The sequence below is a fragment of the Agromyces sp. NPDC057679 genome, from assembly GCF_042799635.1.
Taxonomy (GTDB): Bacteria; Actinomycetota; Actinomycetes; order Actinomycetales; family Microbacteriaceae; genus Agromyces.
The window spans coordinates 572,052-589,017 of record NZ_JBHVIK010000003.1; the positions used below are offsets into that span (position 1 = coordinate 572,052).

The 16,966-nt window shown below is 72.5% G+C and carries 10 protein-coding genes; 4 read left to right on the forward strand and 6 right to left on the reverse strand.

Annotation, left to right across the window (positions count from 1 at the left end; translation table 11 throughout):
* Positions 1-19 precede the first annotated feature (19 nt).
* From ACFVAJ_RS15670 to ACFVAJ_RS15690, 5 genes are all read right to left on the reverse strand, one after another.
* A complete protein-coding gene (locus ACFVAJ_RS15670) occupies positions 20-1,771 on the reverse strand; it encodes an alkaline phosphatase family protein (RefSeq protein ID WP_376945670.1) in 1,752 nt (583 codons plus the stop codon).
* Between the two features lie 36 nt (positions 1,772-1,807).
* Positions 1,808-4,156: an NAD-dependent DNA ligase LigA gene (gene ligA / locus ACFVAJ_RS15675; RefSeq protein WP_376945672.1), complete on the reverse strand. Its 2,349-nt coding sequence runs from the start codon at positions 4,154-4,156 to the stop codon at positions 1,808-1,810.
* Between the two features lie 53 nt (positions 4,157-4,209).
* Positions 4,210-5,334, reverse strand: a complete 1,125-nt coding sequence (gene mnmA / locus ACFVAJ_RS15680) for a tRNA 2-thiouridine(34) synthase MnmA (protein WP_376945674.1) — start codon at positions 5,332-5,334, stop codon at positions 4,210-4,212.
* 43 nt (positions 5,335-5,377) lie between these two features.
* Entirely contained in the window at positions 5,378-5,905 is a 528-nt protein-coding gene (locus ACFVAJ_RS15685; RefSeq protein ID WP_376945676.1) for a DUF1269 domain-containing protein, read from the reverse strand.
* A gap of 163 nt (positions 5,906-6,068) precedes the next feature.
* The gene (locus ACFVAJ_RS15690) at positions 6,069-7,307 is read right to left on the reverse strand and encodes a cysteine desulfurase family protein (protein ID WP_376945678.1); all 1,239 of its coding nucleotides are present in this window, start codon (positions 7,305-7,307) and stop codon (positions 6,069-6,071) included.
* 100 nt (positions 7,308-7,407) lie between these two features.
* On the opposite strand from ACFVAJ_RS15690, the gene glgX reads away from it, so the two are divergent.
* Together glgX and ybaK are read left to right on the forward strand one after the other, a co-directional pair.
* Complete coding sequence (gene glgX, locus ACFVAJ_RS15695) at positions 7,408-9,498, forward strand: glycogen debranching protein GlgX (protein WP_376945680.1); 2,091 nt, start codon at positions 7,408-7,410, stop codon at positions 9,496-9,498.
* Positions 9,498-9,998: a Cys-tRNA(Pro) deacylase gene (gene ybaK / locus ACFVAJ_RS15700; RefSeq protein WP_376945846.1), complete on the forward strand. Its 501-nt coding sequence runs from the start codon at positions 9,498-9,500 to the stop codon at positions 9,996-9,998. The genes glgX and ybaK overlap by 1 nt, the downstream gene beginning before the upstream one ends.
* Positions 9,999-10,037: 39 nt before the next feature.
* On the opposite strand, the gene glgP is transcribed toward ybaK, so the two are convergent.
* Entirely contained in the window at positions 10,038-12,620 is a 2,583-nt protein-coding gene (gene glgP, locus ACFVAJ_RS15705) for an alpha-glucan family phosphorylase (protein WP_376945682.1), read from the reverse strand.
* Positions 12,621-12,706: 86 nt separating this feature from the next.
* Here glgP and ACFVAJ_RS15710 point away from each other — a divergent pair, with 86 nt between their 5' ends.
* Both ACFVAJ_RS15710 and glgB read left to right on the forward strand, forming a co-directional pair.
* On the forward strand, positions 12,707-14,728 hold the full coding sequence (locus ACFVAJ_RS15710; protein WP_376945684.1) for an alpha-1,4-glucan--maltose-1-phosphate maltosyltransferase: 2,022 nt from the start codon (positions 12,707-12,709) through the stop codon (positions 14,726-14,728).
* A complete protein-coding gene (glgB, locus tag ACFVAJ_RS15715) occupies positions 14,721-16,922 on the forward strand; it encodes a 1,4-alpha-glucan branching protein GlgB (protein WP_376945686.1) in 2,202 nt (733 codons plus the stop codon). Before ACFVAJ_RS15710 ends, glgB begins: the two co-directional genes overlap by 8 nt.
* The last annotated feature ends 44 nt before the right edge of the window (positions 16,923-16,966 follow it).

A 16,966-nucleotide genomic window follows, 5' to 3' on the forward strand; every position in this document is an offset into this window, starting at 1 on the left:
TGGTGGGAATCCAACGATTCTATCGGGGTGCGCCGAAGAGGCCGTGCCCGTGCCGCTCGAGCGCATCGAGCGCGTCGGCGTAGGTCTCGGGCACCGGTTCATCGGGCGCGAACTTCGCCAGCAGCAGGCCCAGGAGTCCACGGGCCGGCGGACTCAGCGGGCGGTCGGGATGCCGTGTTCCGGGGTGGTCGGTCGCCTCGGGATTCGGCGGCACGTACTGCGGGGTCGGCGACGGCCAGGTCGAGGGATGTCGCGGCGTATCGAGGTTCAGCGCCGCGTCGAGGCGCCGGGCGCCGTGATCGCGATCGGTGAGCTCGTGAAGGCCGTGCGCGTGGGCGAGCGTCGCGATGAGCGCCGCGTGGTGGTATTCGTCGTTCACGACCGTTCCGGCCCGGGTGTACGCCGAGACCGCGATCGCCGGCACGCGCACGCCGAGCCGGTCGAAGGCGAACCCCATCTCGCCGGCGCCCTTCGCGTCGGGCGGGGTCGCCCCCGGCGGCGCGACGTGGTCGTAGGTGCCGCCGTGCTCGTCGAAGGTGATGAGAAGCAGGGTGTTGAGCGCGTTGGACCCGGTCGTCGAGGCGGCGTTCTTGACGGCCTCGTAGACGCGGTGCACGAGGGCGTCGCCCGCGCGCACGTCGGAGACGGCGCTGTCGACGATGAGCTCGCCGTCGGCCTCGCCCTCGCGCAGGCGCCCGACCGGCGGGTGGAAGTCGTTGTGGTCGTAGACCATGCGGGGCTCGATGAAGGCGTAGACGGGAAGGGTGCCGTCGGCCGCGTCGCGCTCGAAGTCGGCCATCGTCGCGAAGTGCTCGGTGCGCCAGTACTTCTCGAGCGCCGGCGCATGCAGGAACCCCGTGAAGGAGATCAGCTGCAGCTCGTCGAAGTAGACCCGCCAGGTGAGCCCGGCCTCGTCGAGCCGGTTGAAGATCGTGGGTGCCGCGGGGGCGTCGAGCCACTTGCGGTAGCCGCCGCTCTCGACGTTCGTCACGAATCCGTGCGAGGTCGACGCGTGGAAGAACGAGCGGTTGCAGAACGTCTGCGACGGCACCGCGCAGTGCCAGTGGTCGAACACCGCGAACTCGCGTGCGAGGGTCGAGAGCACGGGCAGCATCTCGGGGGCGAAGCCGCCCATGATCTGCCGCACCTCGTGATCGCTCGGCTCGGCGCCGCGGCGGAGCGCCTGCAGGTGCGAACGGTAGTCGCGCACGAATCCGCTCATCGTGGGTGACGAGGTGTCGTTCGGGGCGTTGAATGGCGCCGTCATCTCGCCGACCCCGCTGCCCTCGTTCGACGCCGGATCGATCACGTCGAAGAGCTGCGTGTTCACGTGCGGGTACTCTTCGCCCGGATCGGGATCGGGACGCCCCATGATCGCGTCGGTCGGCCCGTCGTAGACGTGCGCGGCGATACGGGTGCCGTCGCGGTCGTCGTTGGCGAAGTCGCCCGACGCGAGCCCGTCGAAGCTCGCCCCCTCGGGCGCGGAGTCGGGTGTGTAGAGCCGACCGAGCAGGTTGTCGAACGAGCGGTTCTCGCCCATCAGCACGACCCAGTGGGCGATCGGGCCGCCGGATGCCACGGGGCTCGCGCTCGGCGGCGGGCCCGCGGCGCCGGCGACCGCGGCGGTGATCGCGGCACCGGCCGCACCGCCGACCACCGCCCCGGCGGCGGCCGCGCCGCCGAGCTTCAGGAAGTCGCGGCGCGTCGCCGCGGCCTCGGCGCCCGCGCCTGCACGCTCGCGCGCGTCGGGCTCACCCCGTTCGTTCGTCATGTCCCCCCGCTCTCCGCCGCCCCCGGCCGCCTGCGTTCAGTCGAGTGCCGCGGGCCCCTCGCTCACGAGCACGGCGAACTGCGCCGCATCGAGCACGCGGATGCCGAGCTCCTCGGCCTTCGCGAGCTTCGAGCCCGCCCCCGGACCCGCCGCGACGAAATCGGTCTTCTTCGAGACGCTCGAGGCGGCCTTGCCGCCGGCGGCGATGATCGCCTCCTGCGCGCCGTCGCGGGTGAAGCCGTCGAGGCTGCCCGTCGCGACGACGGTGAGGCCCGCGAGCACTCCGCCGGCGGCGGCCGCGGCACCCGGCCCGGGATGCCCCGGGGTCGCCCACTGCACGCCCGCCGCCGTCCACCGGTCGACGATCTCGACGTGCCAGTCGACGCCGAACCAGTCGATGAGCGAGTCGGCGATGATGCCGCCGACCCCGTCGACCTCGGCCAGCTCGTCGCGCGAGGCCGCACGGACGGCGTCGAGCGAGCCGAACCAGTCGGCGAGCGCGCGGGCCGCGACGGGACCGACGTGACGGATGTTGAGCGAGACGATCAGCCGCCAGAGCGGCTTCGTCTTCGCCTTCTCGAGTTCGGCGAGGAGCTTCGTCGCCGCCTCCGAGGGCCGGACCTCGCGGAAGTCCTTCTTCACTCCGGCCGCACGGCGCTCGGCCGGGGTCAGCTGCTCGGTGCCCGGCGGGTAGGTGACCCGCACCTTCTGGAAGGGGGCACGCCGGACGGGTTCGCCCGTCGTCTCGTCGATCTTCGATTCACCGGTCTCGGCGTCGCGCACGACGACCTCGATGGGCACGAGTTCGTCGAGGGTGAGATCGAACAGCCGCGCCTCGGTCGCGAGCGGCGGCTCGGACGGGACCGAGGGCTGGGTCAAGGCCGCGGCGGTGACCTCGCCGAGCGCCTCGATGTCGAGCCCGCCGCGCGAGCCGATGTGCTCGACGCGGCCGCGCACCTGCGCCGGGCACGACTTCGCGTTCGGGCAGCGCAGGTCGATGTCGCCCTCTTTCATCGCCCGCAGCGGCGTGCCGCACTCGGGGCAGCGCTCGGGCATGTGCCACTCGACCTCGCTGCCGTCGCGCAGCTGCTCGACCGCGCCGAGGATCTCGGGGATCACGTCGCCCGCCTTGCGGAGCACGACCGTGTCGCCGATGAGCACCCCCTTGGCGCGCACGACCTGCTGGTTGTGCAGGGTCGCCTGGCGGACCGTCGAGCCGGCGACCTTCACCGGCTCCATCACCGCGTAGGGCGTTGCGCGGCCGGTGCGTCCGACGCCGACGACGATGTCGAGGAGCTTCGTGTGCACCTCCTCGGGCGGGTACTTGTAGGCGATCGCCCATCGCGGCGCCCGGCTGGTCGCGCCGAGCTCGGCGTGGAGTTCGAGCTCGTCGATCTTCACGACGATGCCGTCGATCTCGTGCTCGACGTCGTGGCGGTGCTCGCCCCGATCGACGATGTAGTCGGCGACCTCGTCGACGGAGGAGAACACCCGTGAGTGCGGCGAGACGGGGAGACCCCACGACGCGAGCAGCCCGTAGATCTCGGATTGCGCCCGCACCGACGGGTCGGCCCAGGCGCCGATGCCGTGCAGGTAGAGCGAGAGCCGGCCGAGGCGTTCGCGCATGAGCGAGAGCTCGAACTCGCTCTTCTTCTCGCGCCGCTGGCGGAGGCTGCCCGCCGCGGTGTTGCGGGCGTTCGCGAACTCGGGGTATCGGGTCGGCACGGCGTCGGCAGGACGCCCCTTCGCGAGCCAGTCGGCCTCGAACGCGGCCTGCAGCGCGTGCTGGCGCTCGTTCAGCGCCTCGAAGTCGACGGTGCGCAGGAACACCTCGCCGCGCACCTCGAAGAACGCCGGATAGCCCGAGCCCTCGAGCCGGCGCGGGATCACGGGGATGAGGTCGATGTTCTCGGTGATGTCTTCACCGACCCGGCCGTCGCCGCGGGTCGTCGCGGTCTCGAGCACGCCGTCGCGGTAGGCGAGGCTGATCGCGAGGCCGTCGATCTTCAGCTCGGAGAGCCAGTGCACCGGTCGACCGGCCGCGGACTGCGCCTTCGCCGCCCACTCGCGGAACTCGTCGATCGAGAAGACGTTGTCGAGGCTCAGCATGCGCTCGGCGTGCTCGTGCTCGGGGAACCCGGCCGACGCCACCGCGGCACCCACCTGCTGGGTGGGGCTGTCTTGGCCCGCGAGTTCGGGGAACGCCCGTTCGAGCGCCTCGAGCCGGTGGAACGCGAGGTCGTACTCGGCGTCGGAGAGGGGCGAGTCGCCGTCGCCGTAGTAGGCGAGGCGGGCGCCCTCGATGCGCGCCGTGAGCGCGTCGGCTTCGGCGCGGGCCGCGGCGAAATCGGTCGGAAGGTCGTTCTCGGCGGGGGTCTCGCTCACCCCGCCATCATATGAGGCGCCCCCGACAGCGGTTCGAGTGACGGGCGACGGGGCTACGCCTCGACCGGCACCGCGCTGACCGTGCGGTCGATCGTGAACTGGCCGAGCACGCGAGTGCCGACGTAGATCACGGCGGTCTGGCCCGGCGCGACGCCGTCGAGCGGCTGCACCGGGGTGACGACGAGCTCGCCGCCGTCGAGCACGGCCGACGCCGGCACCGGGTCGGCGTGCGCCCTGATCTGCACCTCGCAGTCGAACGCGTCGCCGTCGGCGGCCACGAGACCGGATGCCACGGGGCCGAGGCCCGCCCACGAGTACCGCGATCCGGCGATGAGCCCGATCGCGAGCGCCTCCTTCGGGCCGACGACGACCGTGTTCTCCTTCGGGCGCACCTCGAGCACGAAGCGGGGCTTGCCGTCGGCCGCAGGCGTGCCGAGACGCATGCCGCGACGCTGGCCCACGGTGAACGCGTGGGCGCCCTCGTGCGAGCCGACGACGGCGCCCGAGCGGTCGACGATGTCGCCCGTCTCGGTGCCGACGCGCTCGGCGAGCCAGCCCTTCGTGTCGCCGTCGGGGATGAAGCAGATGTCGTAGGAGTCGGGCTTCTGCGCGACGCTGAGCCCGCGCTCGGCCGCCTCGGCGCGCACGAGCTGCTTCGAGGCGGTGTCTCCGAGCGGGAAGTAGGCGTGGGCGAGCTGCTCGGCCGTGAGCACCCCGAGCACGTACGACTGGTCCTTCGACTCCGCGTTCGCGCGGTGCAGTTCGAGCGCGCCCGAGTCGCCGGTCACGACCTTCGCGTAGTGGCCGGTGGCGACGGCGTCGAAGCCGAGCGCGAGCGCCTTCTCGAGGAGGGCGGCGAACTTGATGCGCTCGTTGCAGCGCATGCAGGGGTTCGGGGTGCGCCCCGCCGAGTACTCGGCGATGAAGTCGTCGACGACGTCGGCCTTGAACCGCTCGGAGAAGTCCCACACGTAGTACGGGATGCCGAGGACGTTCGCCGCGCGCTGCGCGTCCATCGAGTCCTCGATGGTGCAGCAGCCGCGGCTGCCGGTGCGGAGCGTTCCGGGCATGCGGCTGAGCGCGAGATGCACGCCGACGACCTCGTGGCCCGCCTCGACGGCGCGCGCAGCGGCGACGGCGCTGTCGACGCCGCCGCTCATCGCTGCGAGAACCTTCACCCGACCAGTGTAGGCAGCCCGGCTGAGCGAATGCCCCGCGGCCTCACTCGTAGGCTTCGTCGACCTCGTCGTCGAGCTCGTCGCGGTCGACGGCGAGGTCCTTCCGCGTCACCTTCGCCGCCTTCGCCAGCAGCGCCGCGACCTCGTCGGCATCGGCGGGATCGACGACCACCACGATGCCGGCGCTGCCGGCGTCGAGGGTCTCGCTAATCGCCTCGAGGTCCTTCGACGGCGACTTGCGGGCGAGGTGCCCGGCGATCGCGCCGATGCCTGCTCCGGAGCCGCCGGCGACCACGAGCGCGCCACCGAGCGCGACGGCGGGGAAGAGCGCCACGGCGAGTCCCGTCGCGAGCCCGACCCCGAGGCCCGTCCGGGCGCTGTGGTGGCCGCTGAGCTCGCGTTCGACCACGGTGAGCTCGCCGCCCAGCCCACGTCGGATGAGCGCCGCGTCGAACGACTCGTGCTTGTGGTCGGAGTCCTTGAAGTGCGCCGCGACCTCGGCGAAGTCGGTCTTCGCCGTGGCCTCGTCGTCGTACTGCGCTGCGATCGCCGCAACCTGCTGATCAGCCATTTCACGAACCCCCGTTCTCGCCAGCGGCCTTGTGCCGGCTGGACTGCGTGCGACTGTTGGCCGCAGCCTATGGCGGGCACCACGGCGTGTCCATCACGCGATCAGTGTGATTCGCTGCGGGCCGACGCGGCCGCGAGACGGTTCAGACCGGCACGAGGGCGGTTCAGCGGTCGAACGAGGTGGCCCGGGCCGCGAGCCCGGCCTTCGCGGCCTGCGCGTGCGCCGCCGGCAGCGCCGCGAGGAACGCGTCGACGTCGGCGTCGGCCGAGGTGTGCCCGATGGTGATGCGGAGCGCTCCGCGGGCGTCGGGCTCGCTGCGCCCCATCGCGATGAGCACGTGCGAGGGTTCGGGCACGCCCGCCTGGCAGGCCGAGCCGGTCGAGACGGCGACGCCGGCGGCATCGAGGAGGAAGAGCAGCGAGTCGCCCTCGCAGCCGGGGAAGGAGAAGTGCGCGTTGCCCGGCAGCCTGACGGATGCCCCGGGGCCGACGTCGCCCGACAGGCGCGCCTCCGGCACGGCCGCCGCGACGCCCGCGACCAGTCGGTCGCGGAGCGCGGACATCCTGGCCGTATCGTCGTCGAGCCGCGACGCGGTCACCCTGGCCGCCGCAGCGAACGCGGCCGCGGCCGCGACGTCCTGCGTGCCCGAGCGCACCTTGCGCTGCTGGCCGCCCCCGTGGATGAGCGGCTCGACCGCCGCCGAGCGGTCGAGGACGAGGGCGCCGATGCCGGCCGGCCCGCCGATCTTGTGCGCCGAGACGCTGAGCGCCACGAGCCCCGCGCCGCGCGGCGCGTCGGTCGCCCGGCGGACGGCGTGGAAGTCGACGGGCACCTGCCCGTAGGCGGCGATCGCGTCGACGTGCAACGGCACCCCGGCCCGCGCGGTCAGTCGTGCCACCTCCTCGACGGGCTGGATCGTGCCGACCTCGTTGTTCGCCCAGAGCATCGTGACGAGGGCGACGGATGCCGCGTCCCGCGCCAGCTCCTCGGCGAGCACGTCGAGCCGGAGCCGGCCCACCTCGTCGATCGGAAGCTCGACGATCTCGGCCCCCTCGTGCACGGCGAGCCACTCGACCGCGTCGATCGTGGCGTGGTGCTCGCCGGCGGGCACGAGGATGCGGGGGCGCACGGCGCCGGTGACGGAATCCGTGCGGCGCTGCCACCACAGGCCCTTGATCGCGAGGTTCACGGCTTCGGTGCCGTTGCCCGTGAAGACGATCTCGATGCCGTCGGCACCGAGCGTGGCGGCGATCTGCTCGCGCGATTCCTCGAGCAGCCGCTTGGCCTGCTGGCCCGCGCTGTGGATCGAGGCCGGGTTGCCGACCACGGCGAGCGCGGACGTCAGCGCCTCGATCGCCTCGGGCAGCATCGGCGTGGTCGCCGCGTGGTCGAGGTAGACCATGCACCCTCCCGAGAGCTCTCGACGAACAGGCGGGGATGCTCCGGCGCGCCGCCTGCACGCGCTTGCAGGCCGATCGCCCGCAAGAACTACTGTAGAACGCATGCCAGCGCCCGATGCCCTCGACGCCCTGGGCGTCCGCGCCGACGGCGACGGCGGGCGGATCCGCGTGTGGTCCGAGCATGCGAGCGCAATCGACCTCGTCGTGTTCGACCCCGACGACCTCGACTGGGCGGTCGAGCGCACCCCGCTCGTGCGCGACGTGCACGGCGTCTGGTCGGGCGAGTCGGCGCGGCTCGTCCCGGGCGCGCACTACGGCCTGCGGGTCGATGGGCCTGCCGACTTCGACCACGCCTTCAACCCCGTGCACACGCTGCTCGACCCGTACGCGCGCGGGCTCGCCCGCGCCGACGACGGGTCGTGGCGCGGCGTCGTGGTCGCCGGCCTCGAGGAGTCGGGCTTCGAGTGGGGCGGGGTGTCGAAGCCGCGCGTGCCCCTCGACCGGACGGTGATCTACGAGGCCCACGTGCGCGGCTTCTCGAAGCTCAACGAGGCCGTGCCCGAGCCGCTGCGCGGCACGTACGCGGGCCTCGCGCACGACGCCTCGCTCGAGTACCTGACCGGACTCGGGGTGACGACCGTCGAGCTGCTGCCGGTGCACGCCTTCGTCTCCGAGCAGCGCCTCGTGCGCCAGGGGCGCGTGAACTCCTGGGGCTACAACACGCTCGCGTTCTTCGCGGCGCACGCGCCCTATGCGAGCGCCGCGGCACAGGCCGAGGGGGCGCACGCGGTGCGACGCGAGTTCGCGGGCATGGTGCGGCGCCTGCACGAGGCGGGCCTCGAGGTCGTGCTCGACGTGGTGTACAACCACACCGCGGAAGAGGGGCGGCAGGGGCCGACGTACAGCTTCCGCGGCATCGACAACGCGAGCTACTACCGGCACGACGCGCACGGCCGATACGTCGACACGACCGGCTGCGGCAACACCCTCGACTTCGGGCGTGAGGCGCCCGTGCGGCTCGCGCTCGACTCGATGCGCTACTTCGCCGAGGAGCTGCAGGTCGACGGGTTCCGCCTCGACCTCGCCGTGACCCTCGGCCGCGACGACCACGGCGGCTACTCCCCCGAGCACCCGCTCCTGCAGGGCATGCTCGCCGACCCCGTGCTCGGCGCGGCGAAGCTCATCGCCGAACCGTGGGACGTCGGCCCCGGCGGCTGGCAGACGGGCAACTTCCCGGCGGGGTTCAGCGAGTGGAACGACCGCTACCGCGACCGCATGCGCGACTTCTGGCTCGGCGACCTTCGCCGCGAACGCGAGACGGGTTCGGCCGGCAGCGGCATCGGCCGGTTCGCCACCCGCCTCGCCGGTTCGTCGAACACCTTCTCACCCGGGCGCGGGCCGCTCGCGAGCCTCAACTTCGTGACCGCGCACGACGGATTCACCCTCGCCGACCTCACGGCCTTCGACGTCAAGCACAACCTCGGCAACGGGGAGCAGAACCGCGACGGCACCGACAACAACAACTCGTACAACCACGGCGTCGAGGGCGAGGCGCAGGATCCGGCGATCCGTGCGGCGCGCCGTCGCAGCATCCGGAACCTCCTCGGCACCCTGCTGCTCTCGGCCGGCGTGCCGATGCTCACCGCGGGCGACGAGTTCGGCCGCACGCAGCGGGGCAACAACAACGCGTACTGCCACGACTCGCCGCTCAGCTGGCTGGCGTGGGCCGCCGACGAGCGCCCCCGCTACGGCGACGAGCTGCTCGCCACGACGAGGCACCTGCTGCGCCTGCGCGCCGAGAACCCGGCACTCCGCCCGATCAGGTTCGGCCGCAGCGGCGAGCGCATCCCGAGCGCGTCGCAGATGGACTGGTTCAACGCGGACGGCGACACCATGGACGCCGACGACTGGAATTCGCCCGCCGAGCGGACGCTCCAGTACCTCGCCGCGTCGACCCCCGAGACCGAGGCGGTCAACCGCATCCTCCTCGTCGTGCACGCGCGCGAGACCGAGACCGAGGTCGTGCTGCCTGCGGCGGCGGGCGTCACCGGCTACACGCTGCTCTGGGATTCGGCCGAGGAATCCCCGTCGGCCCTTCCCGGCGACGACGGGCGGGCGTCCCGCTCCCCCGGCGAGCGCATGACGATCGCCGGTCCGTCGATGCGGCTGTTCCGCGCCGAGGGCGACGCATGATGGCCAGACGCACGGATGCCTCGGCGGCCGGCACGCCGGCCACGCTCGCCCTCGCACGAGCCGGCATCGCGTTCACCGCCCTCGCCTACGAGCACGACCCGCGGGCCCAGGCGTACGGCCTCGAGGCGGCCGAGAAGCTGGGGCTCGATCCGGCCCGCGTGTTCAAGACCCTGCTCGCCGAGGTCGACGGTTCGCTCGCGGTCGGCATCGTGCCGGTCGCATCGCAGCTCGACCTCAAGGCGCTGGCCGCCGCCCTCGGCGGCAAGCGCGCCGAGATGGCCGATCCGCGCGTCGCCGAACGCAAGACCGGCTACGTCGTCGGCGGCATCAGCCCCATCGGCCAGAAGACGCCGCTGCCGACCGTGCTCGACGAATCGGCGATCCTCTGCGAGACGATCTACGTCTCGGGCGGCCGGCGCGGGCTCGACCTCGAGCTCGCGCCCGACGACCTCATCGCGGTCACCGCGGGCAACTACGCCGCGATCGCCCGCGACCGCTGAACCCGCGCCTGCCCATGCGGCGACGCCCGCACGTGCGGCTCACTCCGCGACGGCGATGAGGCCGAGCTCCGCCGGGTTCGCGAGCAGCGGATGCGCGGGCACCACGCGTACCGTGTAGCCGAACGAGCCGGCCCGGTCGAGGGTCACGGTGCCCTCCCAGCTGCCCCCGCCGGCGGCGGCGAGCGGCGTGCGCTCCGCGTCCGTGAGGTCGTCGGCGGCCGTGCTGCGGCCCGAGACGAGCTCGACGGCGACGTCGCCCGCGCCGAGCCCGCCGAGCGAGACCTCCGCGCGCACGTGCAGCTCGTCGCCGACCGCGGGCTGGTCGAGGCCGCCCGACTCGACGTGCAGCACCGCCACCTGCGGCCACGCCGCCCGCACCTTCGCCGCCCACGCCGCGAAGCCGCGCGCCGCCCGGGCGTCGTCGGCGCGCATGACGCCGAACCGCGACGCCGCCGGCCGGTACAGGCGTTCGACGTACTCGCGCACCATGCGATCGGCCCCGAGCTCGGGGGCCAGCCGGGTGAGGGTGGTGCGCAGCATGCGCACCCACTCGGCCGGGACCCGGTCGGCGTCGCGCTCGAAGTAGCCGGTCTGCGCCGGGTCGGCGGCCGCCGGCCGGTCGTAGAAGGCGGGCACGATGCGGTGCTCGAGGAGGTCGTAGAGCGCCGCCGCCTCGCGTGCGTCGCGTTCGGCGGCGTCGCCGGCCGAATCGGCCGACGGGATCACCCAGCCGTAGTCGTCGCCCGCGTACTCGGCCCACCATCCGTCGAGGATCGACAGGTTGAGCGCCGCGTTCATCGCCGCCTTCATGCCCGAGGTGCCGCACGCCTCGAGCGGGCGCAGCGGGTTGTTGAGCCAGACGTCGCAGCCCGGGTAGAGGGTCTCGGCCATCGCCATGTCGTAGTCGGGGAGGAACACGATGCGCTCCCGCAGCTCGGGCTGCGCCGCGAACTGCACGAGCCGCTGGATGAGCCGCTTGCCCTCGTCGTCGGCGGGATGCGACTTGCCCGCGATCACGAACTGCACCGGGCGCTCGGGGTCGGTGAGGATCGCGGTCAGGCGTTCGGGGTCCTGCAGCATGAGCGTCAGCCGCTTGTAGGTCGGCACGCGCCGGGCGAAGCCGACCGTGAGCACGTCGGGGTCGAGGGCACGGGTGACCCAGTCGGGCGCGGATGCCCCGGGGTGCTGTTCGACGAAGGCCGACGCGAGACGTCGACGGGCGTCGTCGACGAGTCGTGCGCGCATCCGGTGCTTGACCGCCCACAGCTCGGCGTCGCCGACCGCCGGGCTCAGCCAGTCGGCGTGCTCGCTGTCGTCGGTGCCGAGCGCGCGCTCGGCGAGCGCGGTGAGCGCCGGGTCGATCCAGGTCGGCGCGTGCACGCCGTTCGTGATGGACGTGATCGGCAGGTCCTCGGGGTCGAAGCCCGGCCACAGTGCGCCGAACATGCGCCGGCTCACGCGCCCGTGCAGCTCGGAGACGCCGTTGGCGTGCCCGGCGAGACGAAGCCCCATCATGGCCATGTTGAAGGCGCTCGTGGCGGGGTCGGCGCCGGGCTCGGCACCGAGCGCGAGCGCATCGGCGGGTTCGACGCCCGGCAGCAGTTCTGCGGTGACGTAGCGCTCGACGAGCGCGCGATCGAACCGGTCGATGCCCGCGGGCACCGGCGTATGCGTCGTGAACACCGTGCCCGAGCGCACGAGCTGGAGCGCCTCGGCGAATCCGAGCCCCTCGCCGATGTAGCTCGAGATGCGCTCCAGGCCGAGGAACCCGGCGTGCCCCTCGTTCATGTGGAACACCTCGGGTGCCGGGGCGCCGGTGAGCTCCGACCACGCGCGGATCGCCCGCACGCCGCCGATGCCGAGCAGCAGTTCCTGGAGCAGCCGGTGTTCGCTGCCGCCGCCGTAGAGCCGGTCGGTGACGCCGCGCAGCTCATCGGCGTTCGCTGGCACGTCGGTGTCGAGGAGGAGCAGCGTCACCCGGCCGACCGCGGCCTTCCAGACCCGCGCGGCGAGCGTCGCCCCGCCGGGCAGGGCGATCGAGATCTGCACGGCGCTGCCGTCGGGGCGCCGGAGCACGCTGAGCGGCAGGCCGTCGGGATCCTGCACGGGGTACCGCTCCTGCTGCCATCCGTCGGACGAGATCGACTGCGAGAAGTAGCCCGCCTTGTAGAAGAGCCCGACCGCCACGATCGGCACGCCGAGGTCGGAGGCCGCCTTCAGGTGGTCGCCGGCGAGGATGCCGAGTCCGCCCGAGTACTGCGGCAGTGCGGCGGCGATGCCGTACTCGGGCGAGAAGTAGGCGACGAGGCCCGGCGCCGCGCCGTCGAGCTCCTGGTACCAGCGCGGCTCGGCGAGGTAGGCGCGCAGGCCGTCGCGCTCGCGATCGGCCCAGGCGACGTACTCGTCGTCGCCCGCGAGGGCGGCGAGCCTGGCCGGGTCGACCTCGCCGAGGAAGGTCACGGGGTCGCGCTCGGAGCGCGCCCACGCCTCGGGGTCGATATGCGCGAAGAGCCGCCTCGTCGGCTCGTGCCAGGCCCAGCGGAGATTCGCCGCGAGCTCTTCCAGGGCGCCGAGGCGGGCGGGGACGACGGCACGGACGGTGAACTTCCGGATCGACTTCACTCCCTCAGGGTACGAGGCGAGCGTGTCGAACATGTGAACAGCGCGCTGCGCGGTTCAATCGGCGGGCGAGGCGCTACGGTCGGAACGTGAGCATCGCTTCTCCCCTGGCCGGCCGCATCCCAGTGACGCGGATCACGCCGGCCGTGCCCGACCCCCGCTGGCACCCCAAGGCCTTCGAGGGCGAGGTGGTGCCGTTCCGGGCGACGGTGTTCCGCGAGGGCCACGACCGGGTCGGCGCGATGCTCGTCATCACCGCGCCGTCGGGCGAGGTCCGCCGCGAGCGCATGTCGGCCATGGAGCCCGGCACCGACCGCTGGGAGGCGCTCGTGCGGCTCGACGAGCTCGGCGAGTGGCACTGGCACGTCACCGGCTTCGACGACGAGATCGCGACCTGGCGCCACGACGCGGCCGTGAAGGTCGATGCGGGCGTCGACGCCCTCCTCATGTTCGAGCTCGGCGCGCGCCTCCTCGATCGCGCGGCCGCCGAGCCCGCGCGGCCGAAGGCCGTGCGCAGCCGGCTCGCGGGGCTCGCCGCCCGACTGCGCGACCCCGTGGCATCCATCGCCGACCGCCGGCCCCTCGTCGACGACCCCCTCTTCGACGAGTTCGACGCCCGCCCGCTCGCGCGGCTCGAGAGCGACTCGCCCGAGCACACGATCCTCGTCGAGCGTCGACGCGCCGGCGTCGGCGCGTGGTACGAGTTCTTCCCCCGCTCGGAGGGCGCGCGGAAGCTGAAGGACGGCTCCTGGAAGTCGGGCACGTTCCGGTCGGCGCAGAAGCGTCTCGACGCGGTCGCCGCGATGGGCTTCGACGTCGTCTACCTGCCGCCGATCCACCCCATCGGCGTGACGAACCGCAAGGGCCCGAACAACACGCTGACGCCCGGGCCCCACGACCCCGGCTCGCCGTGGGCGATCGGCGGCCCCATGAAGGACGGCAGCGCGGGCGGGCACGACGCCGTGCACCCCGACCTCGGCACGCTCGCCGACTTCCGCGCGTTCGTCCGCCGGGCGAACGCGCTGGGGCTCGAGATCGCGCTCGACCTCGCCCTCCAGGCCTCACCCGACCATCCGTGGGTCGCCGAGCACCCCGACTGGTTCACGCAGCTGCCCGACGGCACGATCCGCTACGCGGAGAACCCGCCGAAGAAGTACCAGGACATCTACCCGGTGAACTTCGACGACGACCCCGAGGGCATCTTCGACGAGGTCCTGCGCATCGTGCGGCACTGGATCAAGCAGGGCGTGCGCATCTTCCGCGTCGACAACCCCCACACGAAGCCGCTCGTGTTCTGGGAACGGCTCATCGCCGCAGTGAACGCTGAGGACCCGGGCGTCGTGTTCCTCGCGGAGGCATTCACCCGTCCGGCGATGATGCAGGCGCTCGCCATGGCCGGATTCCAGCAGTCGTACTCGTACTTCACCTGGCGGAACACGAAGGCCGAGCTCGAGGAGTTCCTCACCTCCGTCTCGCAGGAGACGGCCGACTTCATGCGCCCGAACCTCTTCGTGAACACCCCCGACATCCTCACCGAGTACCTGCAGTTCGGCGGGCCGGCCGCGTTCACCGTGCGCGCCACGATCGCCGCGACGGCGGCACCCCTCTGGGGCGTCTACTCGGGGTTCGAGCTGTTCGAGTCGGTCGCCCGCCCCGGCGCGGAGGAGGCGATCGACAACGAGAAGTACGAGTACAAGCCCCGCGACTTCGCCGCGGCCGAGGCCGCCGGCCGCTCGCTCGCGCTCTACCTCGGCATCCTCAACCGGGTGCGTGCCGAGCATCCCGCGCTCGCGCAGCTCCGGAACCTCCGATTCCACGCGAGCGACGACGACTCGGTGCTCGTGTACTCGAAGCACCTCGAGGGCCGATTCACGCCCGACGGCGTCGACGACACGATCATCGTCGTCGCCAACGTCGACCCGCACTCGGTCCGCGAGACGACGGTGCACCTCGAGCTCGCGACCATCGGACTCGACGACGACGCGCGCTTCGAGGTCGAGGACCTCGTCACCGGCACGAGGTGGGAGTGGGGGGCCTCGAACTACGTGCGGCTCGACGCGTTCACCCGGCCCGCGCACATCCTCCACGTGAGAAGGGCCAAGGATGCCTGAACCGATCGCCGCACCCGCCGTCGCCGACGAGGTACTCGCCGCCGTCGCCGAGGGGCGCCACGCCGACCCGCACTCCGTCCTCGGGCAGCACGGCTTCGCGCGCGTGGGCGAGCCCGGCCCGTTCACCGCGATCCGCACCCGCCGTCCCCTCGCCGACTCCGTCGACGCGCTCCTCGCCGGCGGCGAGACCCTGCCGCTCCAGCATGTCGGTCACGGCATCTGGGCGGGCGCGGGTGCGTTCGGCCCGAGCGACTACCAGGTGCGGGCCCGCTACGCCGACGGCGGGGAATGGATCGCGGACGACCCCTATCGCTTCGCCCCGACGATCGGGGAGCTCGACCTCCACCTGATCAGGGAGGGACGCCACGAAGAGCTCTGGCATGCGCTCGGCGCGCGGCACCGGGAGCACTGGGGCGTCTCGGGCGCGATCGGCGGCACCGCGTTCGCGGTCTGGGCGCCGCGTGCGCGGGCGGTGCGCGTCGTGGGCGACTTCAACCGCTGGGACGGCGCCGGGCACGCGATGCGCAGCATGGGGGCGAGCGGCGTCTGGGAGCTCTTCGTGCCCGAGCTCGAGCCCGGCGCGCGCTACAAGTACGAGATCCTCACCGGCAGCGGCGAGTGGATCATGAAGGCCGACCCGATGGCCCGGCGCGCCGAGCAGGCGCCCGCGACCGCCTCGATCGTCGACGTGAGCACCCATGAGTGGCACGACGGCGACTGGATGTCGGCCCGCGCCGAGACGAACGCCCACGAGCGCCCCATGTCGGTCTACGAACTGCACCTCGGCTCCTGGCGGCCCGGCAAGGGGTACCGCGAGATCGCCGACGAGCTCATCGAGTACCTCGACTGGCTGGGCTACACGCACGTCGAATTCATGCCGCTGGCGGAGCATCCGTTCGGCGGGTCGTGGGGCTACCAGGTGACGGGCTACTTCGCCGTCACCAGCAGGTTCGGCTCCCCCGACGACCTCAAGCACCTCATCGACCGCCTGCACCAGGCCGGCATCGGCGTCATCATGGACTGGGTGCCCGGGCATTTCCCGAAGGACGAGTGGGCCCTCGCGCGCTTCGACGGCGAGCCGCTGTACGAGCACGCCGACCCACGACGCGGCGAGCAGAAGGACTGGGGCACCCTCGTCTTCGACTACGGCAATCCGCGGGTGCGCAACTTCCTCGTCGCGAACGCCCTGTTCTGGCTGGAGGAGATGCACGTCGACGGGCTCCGGGTCGACGCCGTGGCATCCATGCTCTACCTCGACTACTCGCGCGAGGACGGGGAATGGCTGCCGAACGTGCACGGCGGACGCGAGCACCTCGAGGCCATCGGGTTCCTGCAGGAGGCGACCGCGACCGCGTACAAGCGCAACCCCGGCATCGTCATGATCGCCGAGGAGTCGACGTCGTGGCCCGGGGTCACCGCGCCGACGAGTTCGGGCGGGCTCGGCTTCGGCTACAAGTGGAACATGGGCTGGATGCACGATTCGCTCGAGTACATCCGGCGCGACCCGATGCACCGTTCGCATCACCACCACGAGCTCACCTTCTCGTTCCTCTACGCGTTCAGCGAGCACTTCATCCTGCCGATCTCGCACGACGAGGTCGTGCACGGCAAGGGCTCGCTCGTGCGCAAGATGCCCGGCGACCACTGGCAGCAGCTGGCCAACGTGCGGGCCTACCTCGCATTCATGTGGGCGCACCCCGGCAAGCAGCTGCTGTTCATGGGGCAGGAGTTCGGCCAGCTCAGCGAGTGGAGCGAGGAGCGCGGGCTCGACTGGTGGATCCTCGACCAGCCGAGCCACCGGCAGCTCGCCGAGTTCGTCGGCGCCCTGAACCGCCGCTACCGCGACACGGCCGCGCTGTGGCAGCTCGACGACGACGCCGCGGGCTTCGAATGGGTCGAGGGCGGCGCCGCGGCCGAGAACGTGCTCGCGTTCCTCCGCTTCGACCGCGAGCGTCGGCCGCTGCTGTGCATCGTGAACTTCGCCGGGCGACCGCACGAGGGCTTCCGGCTCGGCCTGCCGTTCAGCGGCCGGTGGCGCGAGGTGCTGAACTCGGATGCCGCGGAGTTCGGGGGCTCGGGCGTCGGCAACCTCGGCGGCGTGGAGACCCAACCGGTGCCGTGGGCCGGGCGGGCCGTCTCGGCGACCTTCGTGCTGCCGCCGCTCGGCGCGGTCTGGTTCGAACTCGAGGGGTGATGCGAGAAGGCGGTGCCGTACGGCACCGCCTTCACGACGTCGTG

Excerpts from the sequence above, each read along its gene's own strand:
- ACFVAJ_RS15670 (WP_376945670.1), bottom strand. The coding sequence starts at position 1,771 with ATGACGAACGAACGGGGTGAGCCCGACGCGCGCGAGCGTGCAGGCGCG.
- ACFVAJ_RS15685 (WP_376945676.1), bottom strand. The coding sequence starts at position 5,905 with ATGGCTGATCAGCAGGTTGCGGCGATCGCAGCGCAGTACGACGACGAG.
- ACFVAJ_RS15690 (WP_376945678.1), bottom strand. The coding sequence starts at position 7,307 with ATGGTCTACCTCGACCACGCGGCGACCACGCCGATGCTGCCCGAGGCG.
- glgX (WP_376945680.1), top strand. The coding sequence starts at position 7,408 with ATGCCAGCGCCCGATGCCCTCGACGCCCTGGGCGTCCGCGCCGACGGC.
- ybaK (WP_376945846.1), top strand. The coding sequence starts at position 9,498 with ATGGCCAGACGCACGGATGCCTCGGCGGCCGGCACGCCGGCCACGCTC.
- glgB (WP_376945686.1), top strand. The coding sequence starts at position 14,721 with ATGCCTGAACCGATCGCCGCACCCGCCGTCGCCGACGAGGTACTCGCC.